Raw genomic sequence first — 18,685 nt, 5'->3', positions numbered from 1 at the left:
TCGAGGAACGAGAAAAAGATATAATGTAAAGCGCGACCTATTTAGGAAACGCCCAACTTTTAAGCAAACTTAATAGACTTAGATGGGTTTATTTTGGTAATAATATAAGAAGGAATTATTAACATTAAAAAACACAAAACAAGTGTACCTATATTTAATGCCAAAATTGCACCAATAGAAATATGAACAGGCATTGTGGCAACATAGTATGTTTCTGGGTTTAGTGTAATTATTTTAAAGAAGTACTGAACACCAATAATAGTTAAACCTATAATATTACCCCAAAACATTCCTTTTAAAATAAGGTAAGATGCGTTGTATAGAAAAATTTTACGAATGCTAGAGTTGTTGCTTCCTAAGGCTTTTAGAATACCAATCATTTGTACGCGTTCTAAAATTAAAACTAGCAATGCAGTTATCATATTTATACCTGCAATTAAAATCATAATACCTATTATAAACCACACATTGTTGTCGAATAACTTTATCCAATCGAATACTGTTGGGTAACTTTCTAAAATGGTTTTCGCGTTTAAGGTTAGGCTAATTTCTTTGTAAATTTCTTCTCCTTTTTCTTCTATATCATCAAAATTATCTAAAATAACCTCAAAGCCACCAACTTGGTTTTCTGTCCATCTATTTAATTTCTGAACTTCTCTTATGTCACCAATCATCATATTTTTATCGAATTGAGCGAAACCAGAATTATAAATTCCGGATATGATATATTTTCTATTAGATGGTATTTTACTTGCTGTCGTTTTTAAGAAAGTTGCAGCAATAGTATCATTTAACTTTAATTGCAAACGATTTATAATGGTTTGCGATAGTAAAATTTCTTTTGTTCTTGGTTGGTTTAAATCTGGTACTTTACCTGCTACCAAATATTCTTGCATAAAAGACCAGTCGTAATCTGCAGAAACGCCTTTAAATATTATGCCTTCGAAATCTGTGTCTGTTCTTAGAATACCAAATTTAGAAGCAAATGCTTGTACATTCTTTATACCATCTATGTTTTTAAAATCCGGATAAAAATCTTGTTCTTTATTTATTGGTGTTGTAGAAACATCAGAATTATTATTATCATAATTAACAATTTGTACATGTCCTTTAAAACCCGCCATTTTATCGCGAATTTTAGTCTGTAAACCAGCAGCTGTGGCAACAGCAATTAGCATAATAATTATTCCCAATGCAATTGCTGTGATTGCAATTTTTATTATTGGAGATGAAATGCTATTTTTATACTTTTTGCCAGCAATAATGCGTTTTGCAATAAATAACTCGTAATTCAAATTATGATCAATTTTAAACCTTTCAAAAGTACATATTTATTCTTATTTCTATTGCTGAATTTTCAGCTGATTTCTTGTGCACAAAAAACAAAACCTATTGTAAAAAATACAACAGAAACGATAGCAGAAAAAGTTGCTGTTTTAAAAACAGGTGCAGAAAGAACTAATTTATATTTAGAACTTTTAAAAGGCAAAAATATTGCAATTGTTGCAAACCAAACCTCTGTTTTAACAGTTTTACAAAGAGCAGAAGTTGCGCCAAATGTTATGGGTTCTAAAAAAGTAACACAGCATTTAGTAGATTATTTACATACATACAATGGCATAACTATTAAAAAAGTTTTTGCACCAGAACATGGTTTTAGAGGAAAAGCAGATGCTGGTGAAATTGTAAAAGATGGTTTTGATACAAAAACAGGTTTACCAATTGTTTCTCTTTACGGCAAAAACAAAAAGCCTTCTGCTGCACAATTAACAGGAATAGATATTGTTGTTTTCGATATTCAGGATGTTGGTGCTCGTTTTTACACCTATATTTCTTCTTTACATTATGTAATGGAAGCATGTGCAGAAGCTGGTATAAAAGTAATTATTCTCGACAGACCAAACCCTAACGGACATTATATTGATGGACCAATTTTAGAACCGGCTCATAAGTCTTTTGTTGGTATGCATAAAGTTCCGGTAGTTTATGGTATGACAATTGGCGAATATGGACAAATGATAAACGGTGAGAAATGGCTTAAAAACGGAATGCAATGTAATTTAAAAGTAATTCCTTTAGAAAACTATAATCATAATACAACATATAGCTTACCTATAAAACCGTCGCCAAACTTACCTAATGATAAAAGTATAAACCTTTACCCTAGCCTTTGTTTTTTTGAAGGAACAAATGTTTCTGCAGGACGAGGAACAGAAATGCAATTCCAAATTTATGGTTCTCCTTTTTTAGCAAAAAAAGAGTTTTCTTATACTCCGCAAGCAAATGAAGGTGCCAAATACCCAAAATATAAAAATAAATTGTGTTTTGGAGAAGATTTAAGAACCGCAAAAAAACTAGATAAACTAGATTTATCTTATTTAATAAAAGCTTACAAACAAAATACCTCTAAAGAGTTCTTTAATAATTTCTTTACCAAATTAGCAGGTACAAAAAAACTACAACAACAAATTGAACAAGGTGTTACTGAAAAGGAAATTAGAGAAAGTTGGGTTAAGGATTTAGAAAAGTTTAAATTAATGAGAAATAAATATTTAATATATAAATAAACACCTCTTAATTTACTTCTTCTAAATTAGTAGGTTTTTTATATCCCTGAAATGGTTGTTTTAACAACTCTTTTAAAGAAGAATTTTTAATTTCATCAGGAAAAGTATCAACTCCGTACACAATTTTATCTCTATCCAATTCCATATAAGTACCAAAAATTCTGTCCCAAATAGAAAAAATATTTCCATAATTAGAATCTGTATAAGGCAACATATTATGATGATGAACTTTATGCATATCTGGAGAAACAATAAAATAACTTAAGAATTTATCTAATTTTAGCGGCATTTTAATATTTGCATGTGTAAACTGTGTAAAAATTAAAGACATAGATTGGTACATAAAAACAATTGCAATAGGTGTACCTACAATAAAAACACCTAATAATGTAAATGCAAAACGAATAACACTTTCTATTGGGTGGTGTCTGTTTGCAGACGTTGTATCTACTTTATGATCTGAGTGATGTACTAAATGAACCATCCATAAAGGTGCAATTTTATGTTCTGTAAAGTGAGCTAAATACGCTCCGAAAAAATCTAAAAATAAGATTCCAGAAACTACATACAACCAAAGCGGCATTTCTGGTAACCAATTAATTAAACCAAAATTATTTACAGCAACCCAATCTGCAGTTTTTAGCAATAAAAAAGCCAATCCTAGATTTACTAAAACGGTAGTAAGCGTAAAAAATAAATTAGGAATTGCGTGCTTCCATTTCTTATAATCGAATTTAAATAACGGAAAGAAACCTTCTAAAATCCAAAAGAAAGCAATTCCTCCAACAATAATCATACTTCGATGTTCTTTAGGAATCGTTTCAAAATAATTATAAATAGTTTGCATGAAAATATATTTTTCACTAAAATAGTAAAACTAATTAGAAGTTCTAATTCTTGTTTTCTAGAAACCAGTATAGTAAAACTAAAAAAACACTTAACTAGATAAAGAATATCTAATTAAGTGTTTTTTAATATTTAAAAATTGTAGCCGTAAAAACGATACTAAGAACGTCTTACTTTCTTATTTCCTTCTAAAGGCAAACGTTTCTTTAAATTCTCTACAATACTATATGCTGCAGGACAAATTTCTGTATTGTCTATTGTTAAATCTGTAATACCAATAAACTTTTTACGATTTGTATGAGGATATTCTGCACATGCTTTTGGTCTTACATCGTATATAAAACAAGAATTATCAGATTCATCAAAAAATGAACATGGTGCAGTTTTTAACACCATAAAATCATCATCATCTCTTTCTAAATACTGGTCTGTAAAAGCAGCTGCTTTCATCTTTAAAGACTTAGAAATTCTTTCTACATCTACGTTGGTAAAAATAGGGCTTGTAGTTTTACAACAATTACCACATGTTAAACAGTCTGTTTTCTTAAACTCTTCTTCATGTAATTCTTGCATTAAATAGTCTAACCTTTTTGGTGTACGCTTCTTTAATCTTGCAAAATATTTCTGACTTTCCTTCTTTGCTTCCTTTGCTAATTTTGGTAATTCTTGTAAACGCTTCTCCATCATAAAAATAGGTTTCGACTCCGCTTAACCTTACATATTATAGCTCCAGAATCAGAGTTTAAAGGTTATAACGAATAACACTGCAAAAATACAATTATTCTTGCCCAAAAATGGTTCTAAAAAACAAATAAAATTCTTAATTTCGCAATTCAATTTTTTTAAGTAAATGAATATTCAAAACACCATAGAAACCAAAGTAAAAGAAGGTTTTTTAGCTTTATATAATGTAGAAATTCCATCTGTAGAATTTCAAGCAACAAGAAAAGAATTTGAAGGAGATATCACAGTTGTGGTTTTCCCTATGTTGCGCTACAAAAAAGGAAACCCTGTACAAATTGGAGAAGACTTAGGGAAATACTTAGTAGAAAACGTAAATGAAATTACAAATTACAATGTTGTAAAAGGTTTTTTAAACCTAGTAATTGAAGATGCTTTTTACACAAACTTCTTTAACTCTGTGTATTCAGATTTAAAATTTGGTTTTGTTTCGCCAAAGGCGGATGAAAAAGCGATGATGGTAGAATATTCTTCTCCAAACACAAACAAACCTTTACACTTAGGGCATGTTCGTAATAATTTATTAGGTTATTCTGTTGCAGAAATTATTAAAGCTGCTGGTAAGAAAGTATATAAAACCCAAATTATTAACGACAGAGGTATTCATATTTGTAAATCTATGTTGGCTTGGGAAAAATTTGGGAACGGAGAAACACCTGAATCTACTGGCTTAAAAGGAGACAAATTGGTTGGTAATTATTATGTGAAATTCGACCAAGAATATAAAAAAGAAATAGCGCAATTAATTTCTGAAGGTAAAACAGAAGATGAGGCTAAAAAAGAAGCTCCTTTATTTATTGAAGCACAAAAAATGCTTTTAAAGTGGGAAGCTGGTGATGAACAAGTTGTTACCCTTTGGAAAGAAATGAACTCTTGGGTTTATGCTGGTTTTGATGTTACTTACAAAAACATGGGCGTAAATTTTGACAACCTATATTATGAAAGTAATACGTATTTACTAGGAAAAGATGTGGTTGCACAAGGTTTAGAGAAAGGCGTTTTCTATAAAAAAGAAGATGGTTCTGTTTGGTGCGATTTAACAGAAGATGGTTTAGATGAAAAAATTGTGTTGCGTTCAGACGGAACAGCAGTTTATATGACACAAGATATTGGTACTGCAATACAGCGTGTAAAAGATTTTCCAGATGTTGGTGGAATGGTTTATACTGTTGGTAATGAACAAGATTATCATTTTCAAGTATTGTTTTTAATTTTAAAGAAATTAGGTTTCGATTGGTCTAAACAGTTACATCATTTAAGTTACGGAATGGTAGATTTACCTTCTGGTAAAATGAAATCTAGAGAAGGAACTGTTGTAGATGCAGATGAATTAATGGTAGAAATGACAACTACAGCCAAAGAAATCTCTGAGGAATTAGGAAAATTAGATGGATATTCTGATACTGAAAAAAACGAATTATACGAAACGATTGGTTTAGGTGCTTTAAAATATTTTATTTTAAAAGTAGATCCTAAAAAGAGAATTTTGTTTGACCCAAAATCTTCTGTAGATTTCCAAGGAAATACAGGTCCTTTTATTCAATATACATATGCTAGAATTCAATCTATAATTAGAAAAGCAACTTTCGATTATTCGAAACCTGTAACTATAGAATTACACGAGAAGGAAAAAGAATTATTGAAACAATTAGAGTTGTATCCTGAAACAATACAGCAAGCTGCTGCAAATTATTCGCCAGCAATTATTGCAAATTACACGTATGATTTAGTAAAAGAATTTAATTCTTTTTACCAAAATGTATCTATTTTAGGAGAAGATGATTTAGATAAGAAAATATTTAGAGTTCAGTTAGCTAAGAAAGTTGCCGATACTATTAAATCTGCCTTTTTATTATTAGGAATTAGTGTTCCAGAGAGAATGTAAAATTACTTGGCTGTAAAAACAAAAGTTAGTAAATTAGCATGCGTTAGGGATTGAAGAGACATCCTTTTTTGTTTTTTACAAAAAAGATAAAACGAAAAGCCCGCTCGAACGCCCAAAATAAAGAAATAAAAGTTAAAAATACAATTATGAAATACGACATCATTATTATTGGAAGTGGACCTGGAGGGTATGTTGCAGGAATTAGAGCTTCTCAATTAGGCTTTAAAGTTGCCATTGTAGAAAAAAGTGAAATTGGCGGAATTTGCTTAAACTGGGGATGTATTCCTACCAAAGCATTGTTAAAATCTGCACAAGTTTATGATTATTTAAAGCATGTAGATCAATATGGTTTAAAAGCAGAGGCAATTGATAAAGATTTTGAAGCTGTAATTAAAAGAAGTCGTGGTGTTGCTGATGGTATGAGTAAAGGTGTTTCTTTTCTAATGAAGAAAAACAAAATTGATATTATTAACGGTTTTGGTAAAATTAAAACTGGTAAAAAAGTAGATGTTACTGCAGACGATGGTTCGGTAACAGAATATAGTGCAGATAATATTATTCTTGCAACAGGTGCACGTTCTAGAGAGTTACCAAACTTACCACAAGATGGTAAAAAAGTAATTAATTATAGACAAGCTATGACGTTACCATCACAACCAAAATCTATGATTGTTGTAGGTTCTGGTGCTATTGGTATTGAATTTGCTCATTTTTATAACTCAATGGGAACTGATGTTACTATTGTAGAATTTATGCCAAATGTTGTACCGGTAGAAGATATAGATGTTTCTAAACAAATGGAACGTTCTCTTAAAAAATCTGGTATAAAAGTAATGACAAATTCTTCTGTAGAATCTGTTGATACTTCTGGTGAAGGTGTTGTTGCTACTGTAAAAACTAAAAAAGGAGAGGAAACTTTAACGGCAGATATTTTATTATCGGCAGTTGGAATTAAATCTAACTTAGAACATATTGGTTTAGAAGATGTTGGTATTATTGTAGATAGAGATAAAATCTTAGTAAACGATTTTTACCAAACTAATATTCCTGGTTATTATGCTATTGGAGATGTTGTTCCTGGACAAGCTTTAGCACACGTTGCTTCTGCAGAAGGAATTACTTGTGTAGAAAAATTAGCTGGTTTACATACAGAACCAATAGATTACGGAAACGTTCCTGGTTGTACGTATGCGTCTCCAGAAATTGCTTCTGTTGGTTTAACTGAAGCAAAAGCTAAAGAAGCTGGTTACGAAATTAAAGTTGGTAAATTTCCTTTTTCTGCATCTGGTAAAGCTAGTGCAGCAGGAAATAAAGACGGTTTTGTAAAAGTAATTTTTGATGCAAAATACGGTGAATGGTTAGGTTGCCATATGATTGGTGCTGGTGTTACAGATATGATTGCTGAGGCAGTTTTAGGACGTAAATTAGAAACTACAGGACATGAAGTTTTAAAAACAATTCATCCTCACCCAACAATGAGTGAAGCCGTTATGGAAGCTGTAGCAGATGCTTATGATGAAGTAATTCACTTATAGAAAACATAATTTGTTAATCCTTGTTAAACCAAGTTCTTTTAACTACAAAAAATGTACTTTAATCGAAAACCAAAGCAAGTTGCTTTGGTTTTTTTGTATATTTATACTATTAATAATAATAAACTTTAAAAGAAATATATGAAAGCAAAATATCAAAGTGTACTTAACTTAGGTGAAGAATTAGCAATTAAAAATGGAGATGTAAAAGAAGAAAATGGAGTTTTACATGTTACAGGAACAGCAAAGACTCAATATGAAAAAAATCTAATTTGGGATGAGATTAAAGCTGTAGGTGGAGAAAACCCTTCTGATATTGTTGCAGATATTTCTATTGAAGATACTTCTGTATTTGCTAATCATACTGTAAAAAGCGGAGAAACTTTAGGGAAAATTGCAAAACAATATTATGGTAAGTCTTCTAAATACAATGCTATTTTTGAAGCAAATACAAATATCTTAAAAAACCCAGATGTTATTCAGGTTGGTCAAGAATTAGTGATTCCTAATTTATAAGAAATTACAAATTATAGTTTTAAAAAACCGAAGCAAAATTGCTTCGGTTTTTTTTTGTTACAAATGAAATGAATTAGGTATCTAAGAATACAACAAAAACATTATTTTTGTTGTTGATATATTTATAGATGATAACAAACAACAAAAAGTTTTTTATAGAAACCCTTAAAGCACTTATTAAATTAATTGTTGCAGGAATTCTTATTGGTTTTTTAAAAGAATATGATGCTGTAATAGCCGGTATATTAATACTAAAAATTATACATAATATTTATAAAGAAATTATTAAACCAAAAACAGATAAAAATTGGTTATTATTAGTAGGAATGCTACTTACCGGTTTTGGTGGTATTGTTGGTGAAACTTGGGGTGTTGCAAACGGTTATTGGGAGTATCATAAAGTTACAAGAGCACTACCTCTTTGGCTACCTTTTGCTTGGATGCTTGCGTTTCACTACCTGTATAAATTAGAACGAAATTTAATTCCGCTTTTAAAAAGTAAAAGCCAAAAAAATAAAATTTTCTTGGCTTTATTATTAGCTCTAATTCTACCAGCTTTTGGTGAAGTTATTACTATATATTTAGGTGTTTGGACGTATTATTGGCCTTACCAAATTTTAGGTGTGCCTTTATACGCTTTTATTTGCTTAGTCTTTGTACACATGCTAGTTTATACAATTTTACATTTAATATGTAAAAAGTATAAAATTAAAGACATTGTTTTTAATTAAAATCTCCAAGCAGCAATTCTAGTTACTTTATTTCCTTGGTGCATAGGAATTACTTTAAATTCTACAGCACCTAATTTTGCTGATGATTTTTCTAAGCTTGCAATATTTTCTTTTTTAGAAACTAAGCTTGTAAACCACTTACTTTTCTCTTTAAATAAAGAACTCTCGTATAAATAATTATGAAGAAATGCTTTTTCACCACCAATATACCACAACTCATTATTATTACCAGAGAAGTTTCTTACTGTATTATTTCCTAAATTCTTATTCTTACGCTTATTTGCTCCTTGTGCTTCTTCTGCCGATTTAAAAAATGGTGGATTACACATTACAGCTGTAAAAGAATCTTTTTCTTTTACAATTCCTTTTAAAATTTCTTCTTCTTTTACTTGATGACGTAATTCTATCTGGCTTCCTAAATTATTATCATCTATAATATCTTGTGCAGTATCTAAAGATTTTAAATCTATGTCTGATGCGACAAAACTCCAATTATATGCTGCAACTCCTAAAATAGGATAAATACAAGTTGCTCCTGTACCGATATCTAAAATCTTAACATTATCTTCTGTTCCTATTAAATCTGATAAATAGTGAAGGTAATCTAAACGACCAGGAATTGGCGGACATAAATTTTCTTTAGGAAAATCCCAAATAGAAATTTTATCAAAAGAAAATAATAATGCTTTATTTAGTTCTTTTACAGCCTCTGGATTTGAAAAATCTATAGTAACAACATCAAACTTATTCTTTGAAACAAATGCTTCTAACTTCTGGTTTATTTTAATTAACTCGTCAAAATTATAACCTTTATTGAATTTATTTTTTGGGTGAAGATTTTTTTCTTTCATAAATTAAAGTATCTGTTTTAGCTTTATTTAGCTTAAAACATATTTTGTGCAAAGATAGTTAAACGAAGTTCATGAAGCACCAATAAATACAGCTTCAACAAAGCATATCTAATTATTTATTTTAAATTTAAAATTTACATTTCTAAAATGGTAAACTCTAATTTTAAAGGCTTTAAAGAAACTTTTAACGCTTCAATAAAAGAAGCACCGTATTCTAAATAATGTTCAGAAAAATTACGCTGTCTTTCTTCTAAACTTTGGTTGGGTAAAATTTCATTTTGTAGCGCTACAATTCTTTCTACTAAATCGTTTTGCCTTCTTTTTTCTGCTCTTAATAATCTTTTCTGAAGGTTTTCTAACCCTTTAATTTGCTTTTTTTCTTGCGCATTTACTGCATTTACAAAAGAAACATCTGTTTTCTTAGCAACTTCTTTTAAGTCAGTAAATTGGTTTTCTAAAAATTGAATTTTTTCGTTAAAATCAACTTCAATATCAGAATTTTCAATTACTTTTTTAGACAATAATTCATGCTGATTAGAAAACATTTCTTCATGAGAAATATGAAGATTGTTTAATTTTTTTTGTTGTTTTTTAGAAAGAACTTGCACAGAATTACGAAGCAACATAATAGGAAAAGGCACCTCTACTTTTTCGAAATAACGTTTTAACTCAAACCAATACGCCATTTCACCACCACCACCTAAATAACAAAGATTTGGTAATATTATTTCTTGGTATAAAGGTCTCATAATAACATTTGGCGAAAATGCCAATGGGTTTACCTCTACTTCTTTTAAAATTTCAGCCTTAGAAAAAGTAATTACTGTATTATTAACTTTATAAACTCCGTCTTCGAAAATAATTCGTTCTCTAGAATTTTCTCCTAAATAGAATAAATTAATTTCTCTTGGGTTTACTTGAATTTTATAATTTTTCTCTAGCTCTAATATTGTTTTAGAAACTTCTTTAAAAGAAGTTCCGTTTTCTAATTCGTCTTTTACAAAAGGAATAAAAAGATTTTTTAAATCTTTATCATCACCATCTATAATTACTAGACCATATTCTTTAAACAAATCGTTTGCTATAAAACGCGTAGCATCTGCTAAGTTATTGTGCTCTAAATATCCTTTAGAAAATAATTCTTTTAAATACTTTGCATTTTTAGAATTACCTAACTGGTTTGCAAAAACATTTAAAACTTCTTCTAATCCGTCAGTAGAAAAACGTCCAACTGCACCACCGTCTTCTCTATTCCATTTTACTTTTTTCCCTTCAAAATTAAAATAGTTAATTTCGTCGAAATCATGATCTTCAGTTGCCATCCAATAGACAGGTACAAAGTTTTTCTCTGGAAATTTTTGAGCTAGTTCTTCTGCTAAATTAATTGCAGAAATAATTTTATATAAAAAATATAACGGTCCTGTAAACAAATTTAATTGATGACCTGTTGTAATTGTAAATGTGTTTTTTAGTTTTAAAAGAGCAATGTTTTCTTGCGTTTTTTCTGAAACTTCAAAACTATCGTATTGATTCTTTAAAGCATCCACCAAAACCAATCGAGATTGTAATCTAAAAGATTTCTCTTTCTCTTCTATTTGATTATGAAAACCTGTAATATTAGGAAAATTGTTGTAAAATGACTTTATCGTGTCTTTTTCCTCTAAATAATCTAACATTGTTGTAGAGAAAAAACCTGTATTTTTAAATGGAATTTGTGTTACTTTCATTATGCAATAACACTTTTAAGGCAACAATCCGTTTCTAATGTAACGCTCATTTGATTAATTTAATTTTTTATAAAAATACAAATATTTTATGGGTCGTCGAAAATGAAAAATCAATCTAACAAACTTTTAACAAGTTCTAATCTTATCTACCCAAAAAATCTAAAATTATATTCTTACTTTTGGTTTTCTAATCAAACACTTACATGAAAATTAAAACATTTCTACTTGTTCTTATTTTATTTACAGGAACACTTATTTCTCAAGAAATTAAATCCCCTCAAGAATTTTTAGGCTATGAAATTGGCTCTCGTTTTACAAGACATCACAAGGTTGTAGAGTATTTTAAATATGTTAGCAGCAATTTATCGAATGTAAAACTAGAAAAATATGGAGAGACAAATGAGCATAGACCTTTATATGTTAGTTATATTTCTTCTGAAGAAAATATAATTAATTTAGAACAAATTAGAAAAGACAACCTTTCTCAAACCGGTATTATAAATAGTAATTCTACGAATAAAAAAGCAATTGTTTGGTTAAGTTATAATGTGCATGGTAACGAAGCTTCTAGTACAGAAGCTGCGATGTTAACTTTATACGAGTTAGTTACTTCTAAAAAAGCATGGTTAGAAAATACCATAGTTATTCTAGACCCGTGTATAAACCCAGATGGTAGAGATAGATATGTAAATTGGTATAACCAAGTAAAAAGTACTCCTTTTAATGTTGATCAAAATGCAAAAGAACATGCAGAACCTTGGCCAGGTGGAAGACCAAATCATTATTTATTTGATTTAAATAGAGATTGGGCTTGGGTAACTCAAGTAGAATCTCAACAAAGAATAGACATTTATAACAAATGGATGCCTCATGTTCATGTAGATTTTCATGAACAAGGAATTAATAACCCATATTACTTTGCTCCTGCTGCAGAACCTTTTCATGAAATAATTTCTGATTGGCAAAGAGATTTTCAAACAGCAATTGGTAAAAACCATGCAAAATATTTTGACAAAGAAGGTTGGTTGTATTTTACAAAAGAAAGTTTTGATTTATTATACCCTAGTTATGGCGATACATACCCAACATACATGGGCGCAATAGGTATGACATATGAACAAGCTGGTCATGGACGTGCTGGTTTGGGAATAAATACAGATGAAGGTGAGATATTAACATTAAAAGACAGAGCTATACATCATGTAACAACTGGTTTGTCTACTGTTGAAATTTCTTCTAAAAATGCTGAAAAATTAAATATTGAATTTAAAAAATTCTTCGATAATTCGAATTTAAATTATAAAAGTTATGTCTTAAAAAATAGTAATAACGATAAAATGAATCGTTTAAAAAAATTACTAGACAAACATGAAATTAAATATGAAAGCGCTAAAAATGGCTCTGTAAAAGGCTACAACTATCAAAGTCAAAAAGAAGATAAGTTTAATGTTAATAATACCGATTTAGTAATTCATACAAGCCAGCCAAAAGGAAAAATGGTAAAAGTATTATTTGAACCTAATGCTAAATTAGCAGACTCTTTAACTTATGATATTACTGCTTGGTCTTTACCGTATGCACATGGTTTAAATGCAATTGCGTCTAAATCTAAAGTAAGTTCAACTTTAATAAATTCTACTAAAAGTATTTCTAATACAATTAACAAGTCTGCTTATGCATACATCTCTAAATGGACTAGCTTAAATGACGCTACTTTTCTAGGAGCATTGTTACAAAACAATATTGTGCCTAGGTTTACTGAAAAAGCATTTTCTGCTAACGGGAAATCCTTTAATAAAGGAACCTTAGTTATCTTAAGAAATGATAATAGAAACGCTAATTTCGATTCAAAATTAATAGAAATAGCAAATGAACACCAACGTAATCTAACGCCTGTATCTACTGGTTTTTCTCAACTTGGTGTAGATTTTGGTTCTTCATCTATAAAACCAATTAACAAACAAAAAATTGCAGTTTTATCTGGTAACGCAACTTCTTCTTTAGGTTTTGGTGAGGTTTGGCATTTTTTCGAAACACAATTACAGTATCCTATTACAAATATAAACGCTACAAATTTTGGTGGTACAGATTTAAGTAAATATGACGTAATAATACTACCAAATGGTTATTACAATGCTGTTTTAAATAAAAATACTTTAGACAAAGTAAAAAAATGGACTCGCTCTGGTGGTACTTTAATTGCTATAGGAAGTGCATTAAATAGTTTTGCCAATAAAGAAGGCTTTTCTTTAAAGACTAAAAAAGATGAAGAAGAAAAAGATAATAATTTAACTCCGTTTGAAGATAGAGAACGTAAAAGTGTTGCTAATTTAATTACCGGAAGTATTTTTAAAGCTACTTTAGATAATTCACATCCTTTGTCATTTGGTTATGATAAAGAATATTTTTCTTTGAAATTAAGCGGAACTTCTTATAACTTTTTAAAAGAAGGATATAATGTTGGGTATTTTAGTAAAGACACTAAGAATGTTTCTGGTTATGCTGGTAGTAAAGCAGTAAAAGAAGTACCAGAATCTTTATTGTTTGGTGAAGAACCAATGGGTAGAGGAAGTGTAATTTATATGGTAGATAACCCATTATTTAGATCTTTTTGGGAAAACGGAAAACTCTTTGTTGCAAATGCAGTTTTCTTACTTAATTCTAATAAATTAAAGTAATAGTAAATTATAATCCCGTCTTAAAGAGATTTAAGACGGGATTATAATTTATATATCTATATGGTTTTATTTCTTGATTCCTCCTCGAATTAGAGATAGAACGAATAATACTAAAAATACAAAAAATAATATTTTAGCAATTCCTGCAGATGCTCCTGCAATTCCTCCAAATCCTAATACTGCTGCTATTAATGCGATTACTACAAATGTGATTGTCCAACGTAACATATTTCTTAAAGTTTAAATGGTTAATAATTAAATAGTTATTACTATTTCTTACACTACAAATTTACACGCTTAATATAATTTTCCTTAACTCTAATAAGCTCAATTTTAACTCAAACAAGGGTAATTAAGAGAATTTAAAGCAAAAAAAGAGACGCTTTTAAGCATCTCTTTAAAAATCTAACTAAATTTTAATTGTTTATTAAATCTCTTCTAATGTCTTCATATTATAAAGACCATTTTCTATAACGTTCTTTTGAGATTCTAATACGGTTTTTGTACTAGAAGGTAAATTAATTTCTCCTAAAACCTCTTTGTATTCTTCTATCGATGCCTTCTCTCCTCTTATTGCCTCTTCTAGCATAGATTCTTCATCCTCTAATGAAAATAAAGATTTAATATCCATCCAAGCTCTGTGAGCTGAACCAGAAACACTTCCTCCTTTTTCTATATCTTGATTAAAAGTTCTAATCTCATTTTTTAAATCATGTCCAAAAATATATCTTTCCTTTGCTTTCTCTGCAAAATATTTTTTTAAAGATTGATTCTCAATATTTTCAGCAGCTTTTTTAAATCCTTTTTCTGCGTCATAAGTTTTCTCTAAAAGAGCATTTAATTTCACTCCAACTTCTTGTGTGTAAGTATTCATTTTTTTTATAAATTTTAATGAACGCTCGTTTCATTTTAAGATGCCAAACGTATTACATCTATAATTCTTTACATTTACAAAACTAATTCTAACAGCTATACATCATTAATTCAAACACATTATTTTTTAACTCAATCAGAATTTCTAAATTAATTAAGGTTTTCTTTTTAAGAAAAAATACTATTTCGACATAAAATACTTATTTTAATAAAGTTATAATTGATGTAAATTTGTATCTATTTTTTCAACTATCTTTACAAATTATTTTTGCACTATAAATTAATAGTAATTTAAGTTTAAATATTATGATCACAATTGAAATAATTGCGGACAGCCAAAAAGATTTACTTGAACAAATTCAAGATAAAATTGGTGGTTCAATTGTAAATAGTTGGAATGAGAGTACACTTACTATTGATAATGAAAATGGCGTAGGAAAATTAAGATTTATTCCTTTTGATTGGGGTGTGCACTTGTTAGATTTTGATTTAACACTGCATAAAGAATTTATTTTCAAAATTCAAGCAGTTCCAGAGTTTAATCCTATTCGTTTTTTATACCCTTCTATTGGTTCTTTTAAACACAGATTTGGTGTTGATAATAATGAAAGGAATGTAGAGCAATTTCAATCTTTAATATTTACAAACAAAATTGGAGGATACGATTACTTACACTTTAAAAAAGGTGAAAGAATAAACCTAAATCTAATTGAAATTATAAGAAAACACTTTTTACAAAAAAGAACAACCAATGTTTCTAGTTTAAACAAGAAATTATATGAAGTTTTTGTAGATACAGATCATGAAAATAGGTTTGCTAACTTTGGTACGTTAAATTTAAAAATGGCAGATCAAATTAAAAAATTACACAAAATAAAAGGGAAAGGAATGTTGCGTATTCTTAAGATAGAAGCAATGGTTTACGAGATTCTTTCATCTCATATACAACAACATAATACATTGTTAGCTGGTGTTGCTTTGCCAACATCTCTTGTAAAAAGTGAACTAAAAATTGTAAGAAAATTTAGTGCTATCATATTAAAAAACCCAGAAAAAGATTATTCTTTAGAAGAACTTTCTTTACAATCTGGTTTAACACAATCTAAATTACAAGATGGTTTTAAATTTTTATACAACAGAACCGTTACAGAATACATAAGACACGTTCGTTTAGAATCTGCTAGAGACTTAATTAGAACAACAGATTTAAACATCTCTCAAATAGTGTACACCATTGGTTTTAGCAGTAGAAGCTATTTTTCTAAGATATTTAGAGAAAAGTATGATATTACTCCTAATCAATTTAAGAAAAAACTATTAACAGTAGTTTTAGAAAAATAAAAAGAACCTCAATGTTTCCACATTGAGGTTCCTTAACTAACCAACCACATTCAATTATTATAAAATAACTGAATATTTTTTATTATCTTTTATTTAAAAATTTTCTTAATAAACAATAAGGTTCCATATTTACTTAAAAATTTAAAACCAGTTCTTACAATACTAAGGGGTTTTAAACTTTCTTCAAAATCATTCTTTACTCCCTTAAGTTGTTCTAAAGCTATTTGTCTTTCTAAAGATAATTGCTTTAAATCTCTGTCTATATCTTCGAAACTTTCATATGTTTTCATACTTATTTGTTTTGCTACTGTTGGTTAATCAAAAAATATTTTAGACATTTTAGTAATTATTTTTTTATCGAAACTCTTTCTAAAGAAATACAATAAAAGAGAAATAACTAATATAAATAAGCCAACAAATAAATACCCTAAAGCTACATTGTGTAAATACTCTCCTAAAGCAATTGCCGAAGAAAAAGCCATAAACAAAAATCCTAAAAATGCTAAACTTCCAATAATTAAAAGTTTTGCAACCATACCAAAGGTTAAGGCAGTTAATTGAAAAACTTTTAACTTTGTATGTTCATATGTTTTAGAAACAAATTCTTTACTAGCTGCACTTCCTTTATCTGCAGAATTACCTAAATTATCGAATATACTCATGTATTATGCAGGTTTTTGTAATTTCTTATTCTTCTCTTTTAATTCTTTTAATTTTTTCTCTAAAGTAGTAATTACATCTTCTGCTTTATGACTTACATTAGAAACTACGCTTTCTAATTGTGTATCTAGGCTTTCTTTTTGATTTGTTACTGTAGATGAGACTTGAGATGTTAATTCTGCTGCTCTTTCTGCCATTTTATCTTTAGCCGCTAAAGCTTCTTCAGATATTCTTTGTCTAGTTTTTTCACCTTTATCTGGTGCAAATAAAATACCTAATGCTGCACCTATTACTGTTCCTGCTAATAAACCTACTACTGTGTTGCTACTGTTACTCATCTTTATCTATTTTTTTTTGGTTAAACTAATCTGTAATACCTATTATAATACAATTTCTATACCAATAATAGTACACCACAAAGATATATTGAAAGTTAAGTTCTATTTAACTCTATAAAAACAAATCTTAACTCAAATAAGATTATTAATTATATTTTTAATCTTTAGAGTGATGCTTCGACTATTAATAACTTCTACTCTTAATCATTTTAACTGCTTTTTTTTCAATTATCTTTTTAGAAAACTTTACAAAACCTCTAAACATTCCTTTAAACGCTGTCATTTTTAAAGCAAACTCACTAACTATTAACATTTTACTAAACTCTTTATCTAAATCTTTTTTATAAGATAACATAAATTCACTTGAAAAATTATCTTCTCTTATACAATTAGCAATTTTCTGAGCACATATAATTCCAGACATCATACCTGTACCAACTCCTTCCTTATAGAAAGCATTTGCTAATCCTGCTGCATCACCTACCAATAAGAACCTGTTTCCACAAACTTTTTGTTGCTTATAATGGTAAGGAATTCCCCAACCACGCCAAGAACCAATTTGTTCTGCTTTTTTAAATTTAAAAGCAACATCTGCATTCGATTCTAAAATTGATAAAACCTCTTTTTTTAGATTAATATCGTTTTTTAAAAGACTTTTAGTATTACCACCTAAAGTTACATTTACTTCATTGTTTGGTAACGGAAAAAGATAAAAGAATAAAGGCATTTTCTTATAATACAATCTTATTTCTGCTTCATTATCTAATGGCATTAATGCAACATTTTTAAAGTACGCACTAATAAATGTAGACATCTTGCTTTTGTCTGGTTTATAATTTGTTAATTTTTTAGATACTAAAGATTGAATACCATCTGCTCCAACAATAACTTTCGTTAAAATTTGTTTGCCATCTTTTAAAGTAATTATAATTCCTTCAGAAACCTCTTCAAGCTTTTTTACAGCATTACCAAACTCGCAAGTAGTATATTTCTCTGAAAATTCTTTAACTAAAAATTCATCAAAATAAATGCGCTTTCCATAAGAAATTACCATTTCTCTTTCTTCACTTTCTCTAAACTGAATATTTAATTTATCTTTAATATGAAGTTTAATTTTTTTACTGTGTATAAATTTTGGGTGTTTTAAAAATTTTTCTAATAAACCTAATATCTTTAACGACTTATATGCATGTAATATAAGACCATCTCCACAAGTTTTATCTCTAGGAAAAACAGCTTTATCTATAATAAAATGCGCTATCTTAAGTTTAGAAAGCATTAAAGATGTACTAGCTCCTGCAGGACCAGAACCAACAATACAAACATTTGTTTTTATCATAGTATAAATATTATAGAAAAAGTAATTTTAATATATTATAAAAGTAAACAAAAGTTCTAC

18 protein-coding genes are annotated in these 18,685 nt (G+C 28.7%); 7 read left to right on the top strand and 11 right to left on the bottom strand.

Features of this window, described 5'->3' with window-relative positions; all coding sequences use genetic code 11:
- Positions 1–59: 59 nt before the first annotated feature.
- Positions 60–1,295 (bottom strand): ABC transporter permease, encoded by a 1,236-nt coding sequence (locus tag SHK09_RS09995; RefSeq protein ID WP_319810630.1) that lies wholly within the window; start codon positions 1,293–1,295, stop codon positions 60–62.
- 3 nt (positions 1,296–1,298) lie between these two features.
- Here SHK09_RS09995 and SHK09_RS09990 point away from each other — a divergent pair, with 3 nt between their 5' ends.
- Positions 1,299–2,567, top strand: coding sequence for a DUF1343 domain-containing protein (locus SHK09_RS09990; RefSeq protein WP_319810629.1), 1,269 nt, complete (start codon positions 1,299–1,301; stop codon positions 2,565–2,567).
- A 7-nt stretch (positions 2,568–2,574) separates the two neighbouring features.
- Here the strand turns inward: SHK09_RS09990 and SHK09_RS09985 are convergent, their stop codons facing one another.
- Positions 2,575–3,414: a sterol desaturase family protein gene (locus SHK09_RS09985; protein WP_319810628.1), complete on the bottom strand. Its 840-nt coding sequence runs from the start codon at positions 3,412–3,414 to the stop codon at positions 2,575–2,577.
- Between the two features lie 158 nt (positions 3,415–3,572).
- Positions 3,573–4,097 carry a YkgJ family cysteine cluster protein gene (locus SHK09_RS09980; RefSeq protein WP_319810876.1) on the bottom strand — a complete coding sequence of 175 codons (525 nt, stop codon included), beginning with the start codon at positions 4,095–4,097 and terminating at the stop codon, positions 3,573–3,575.
- A gap of 166 nt (positions 4,098–4,263) precedes the next feature.
- On the opposite strand from SHK09_RS09980, the gene argS reads away from it, so the two are divergent.
- From argS to SHK09_RS09960, 4 genes are all read left to right on the top strand, one after another.
- Complete coding sequence (argS, locus tag SHK09_RS09975) at positions 4,264–6,039, top strand: arginine--tRNA ligase (protein ID WP_319810627.1); 1,776 nt, start codon at positions 4,264–4,266, stop codon at positions 6,037–6,039.
- Positions 6,040–6,185: 146 nt separating this feature from the next.
- Positions 6,186–7,574 carry a dihydrolipoyl dehydrogenase gene (lpdA, locus tag SHK09_RS09970; protein WP_319810626.1) on the top strand — a complete coding sequence of 463 codons (1,389 nt, stop codon included), beginning with the start codon at positions 6,186–6,188 and terminating at the stop codon, positions 7,572–7,574.
- Positions 7,575–7,712: 138 nt separating this feature from the next.
- Positions 7,713–8,087 (top strand): LysM peptidoglycan-binding domain-containing protein, encoded by a 375-nt coding sequence (locus SHK09_RS09965; protein ID WP_319810625.1) that lies wholly within the window; start codon positions 7,713–7,715, stop codon positions 8,085–8,087.
- A gap of 128 nt (positions 8,088–8,215) precedes the next feature.
- The gene (locus tag SHK09_RS09960; protein ID WP_319810624.1) at positions 8,216–8,818 is read left to right on the top strand and encodes a hypothetical protein; all 603 of its coding nucleotides are present in this window, start codon (positions 8,216–8,218) and stop codon (positions 8,816–8,818) included.
- Here the strand turns inward: SHK09_RS09960 and rlmF are convergent.
- Both rlmF and bshC read right to left on the bottom strand, forming a co-directional pair.
- Positions 8,815–9,669 carry a 23S rRNA (adenine(1618)-N(6))-methyltransferase RlmF gene (rlmF, locus tag SHK09_RS09955; RefSeq protein WP_319810623.1) on the bottom strand — a complete coding sequence of 285 codons (855 nt, stop codon included), beginning with the start codon at positions 9,667–9,669 and terminating at the stop codon, positions 8,815–8,817. The genes SHK09_RS09960 and rlmF overlap by 4 nt on opposite strands.
- A 134-nt stretch (positions 9,670–9,803) precedes the next feature.
- A complete protein-coding gene (gene bshC / locus SHK09_RS09950) occupies positions 9,804–11,396 on the bottom strand; it encodes a bacillithiol biosynthesis cysteine-adding enzyme BshC (protein ID WP_319810622.1) in 1,593 nt (530 codons plus the stop codon).
- A 203-nt stretch (positions 11,397–11,599) separates the two neighbouring features.
- On the opposite strand from bshC, the gene SHK09_RS09945 reads away from it, so the two are divergent.
- Positions 11,600–14,074, top strand: coding sequence for a M14 family metallopeptidase (locus tag SHK09_RS09945; protein WP_319810621.1), 2,475 nt, complete (start codon positions 11,600–11,602; stop codon positions 14,072–14,074).
- Between the two features lie 66 nt (positions 14,075–14,140).
- On the opposite strand, the gene SHK09_RS09940 is transcribed toward SHK09_RS09945, so the two are convergent.
- Entirely contained in the window at positions 14,141–14,302 is a 162-nt protein-coding gene (locus tag SHK09_RS09940) for a DUF1328 domain-containing protein (protein WP_319810620.1), read from the bottom strand.
- Between the two features lie 199 nt (positions 14,303–14,501).
- Positions 14,502–14,948 (bottom strand): PA2169 family four-helix-bundle protein, encoded by a 447-nt coding sequence (locus tag SHK09_RS09935; protein ID WP_319810619.1) that lies wholly within the window; start codon positions 14,946–14,948, stop codon positions 14,502–14,504.
- A 305-nt stretch (positions 14,949–15,253) separates the two neighbouring features.
- Here SHK09_RS09935 and SHK09_RS09930 point away from each other — a divergent pair, with 305 nt between their 5' ends.
- The gene (locus SHK09_RS09930) at positions 15,254–16,288 is read left to right on the top strand and encodes an AraC family transcriptional regulator (RefSeq protein WP_319810618.1); all 1,035 of its coding nucleotides are present in this window, start codon (positions 15,254–15,256) and stop codon (positions 16,286–16,288) included.
- An 89-nt stretch (positions 16,289–16,377) separates the two neighbouring features.
- Here SHK09_RS09930 and SHK09_RS09925 read toward each other — a convergent pair whose 3' ends face one another.
- The 4 genes from SHK09_RS09925 to SHK09_RS09910 all read right to left on the bottom strand — a co-directional run bounded on the left by SHK09_RS09925 (position 16,378) and on the right by SHK09_RS09910 (position 18,625).
- Positions 16,378–16,578 carry a hypothetical protein gene (locus SHK09_RS09925; RefSeq protein WP_319810617.1) on the bottom strand — a complete coding sequence of 67 codons (201 nt, stop codon included), beginning with the start codon at positions 16,576–16,578 and terminating at the stop codon, positions 16,378–16,380.
- A gap of 24 nt (positions 16,579–16,602) precedes the next feature.
- Positions 16,603–16,950 (bottom strand): hypothetical protein, encoded by a 348-nt coding sequence (locus tag SHK09_RS09920; RefSeq protein WP_319810616.1) that lies wholly within the window; start codon positions 16,948–16,950, stop codon positions 16,603–16,605.
- A 3-nt stretch (positions 16,951–16,953) separates the two neighbouring features.
- Complete coding sequence (locus tag SHK09_RS09915; protein WP_319810615.1) at positions 16,954–17,286, bottom strand: YtxH domain-containing protein; 333 nt, start codon at positions 17,284–17,286, stop codon at positions 16,954–16,956.
- Positions 17,287–17,470: 184 nt separating this feature from the next.
- The gene (locus SHK09_RS09910) at positions 17,471–18,625 is read right to left on the bottom strand and encodes an NAD(P)/FAD-dependent oxidoreductase (RefSeq protein WP_319810614.1); all 1,155 of its coding nucleotides are present in this window, start codon (positions 18,623–18,625) and stop codon (positions 17,471–17,473) included.
- Between the last annotated feature and the right edge of the window lie 60 nt (positions 18,626–18,685).

Source organism: Polaribacter sp. PL03 (assembly GCF_033875165.1).
Classification (GTDB): Bacteria; Bacteroidota; Bacteroidia; order Flavobacteriales; family Flavobacteriaceae; genus Polaribacter.
This window is presented reverse-complemented; position numbering and strand designations above follow the sequence as displayed.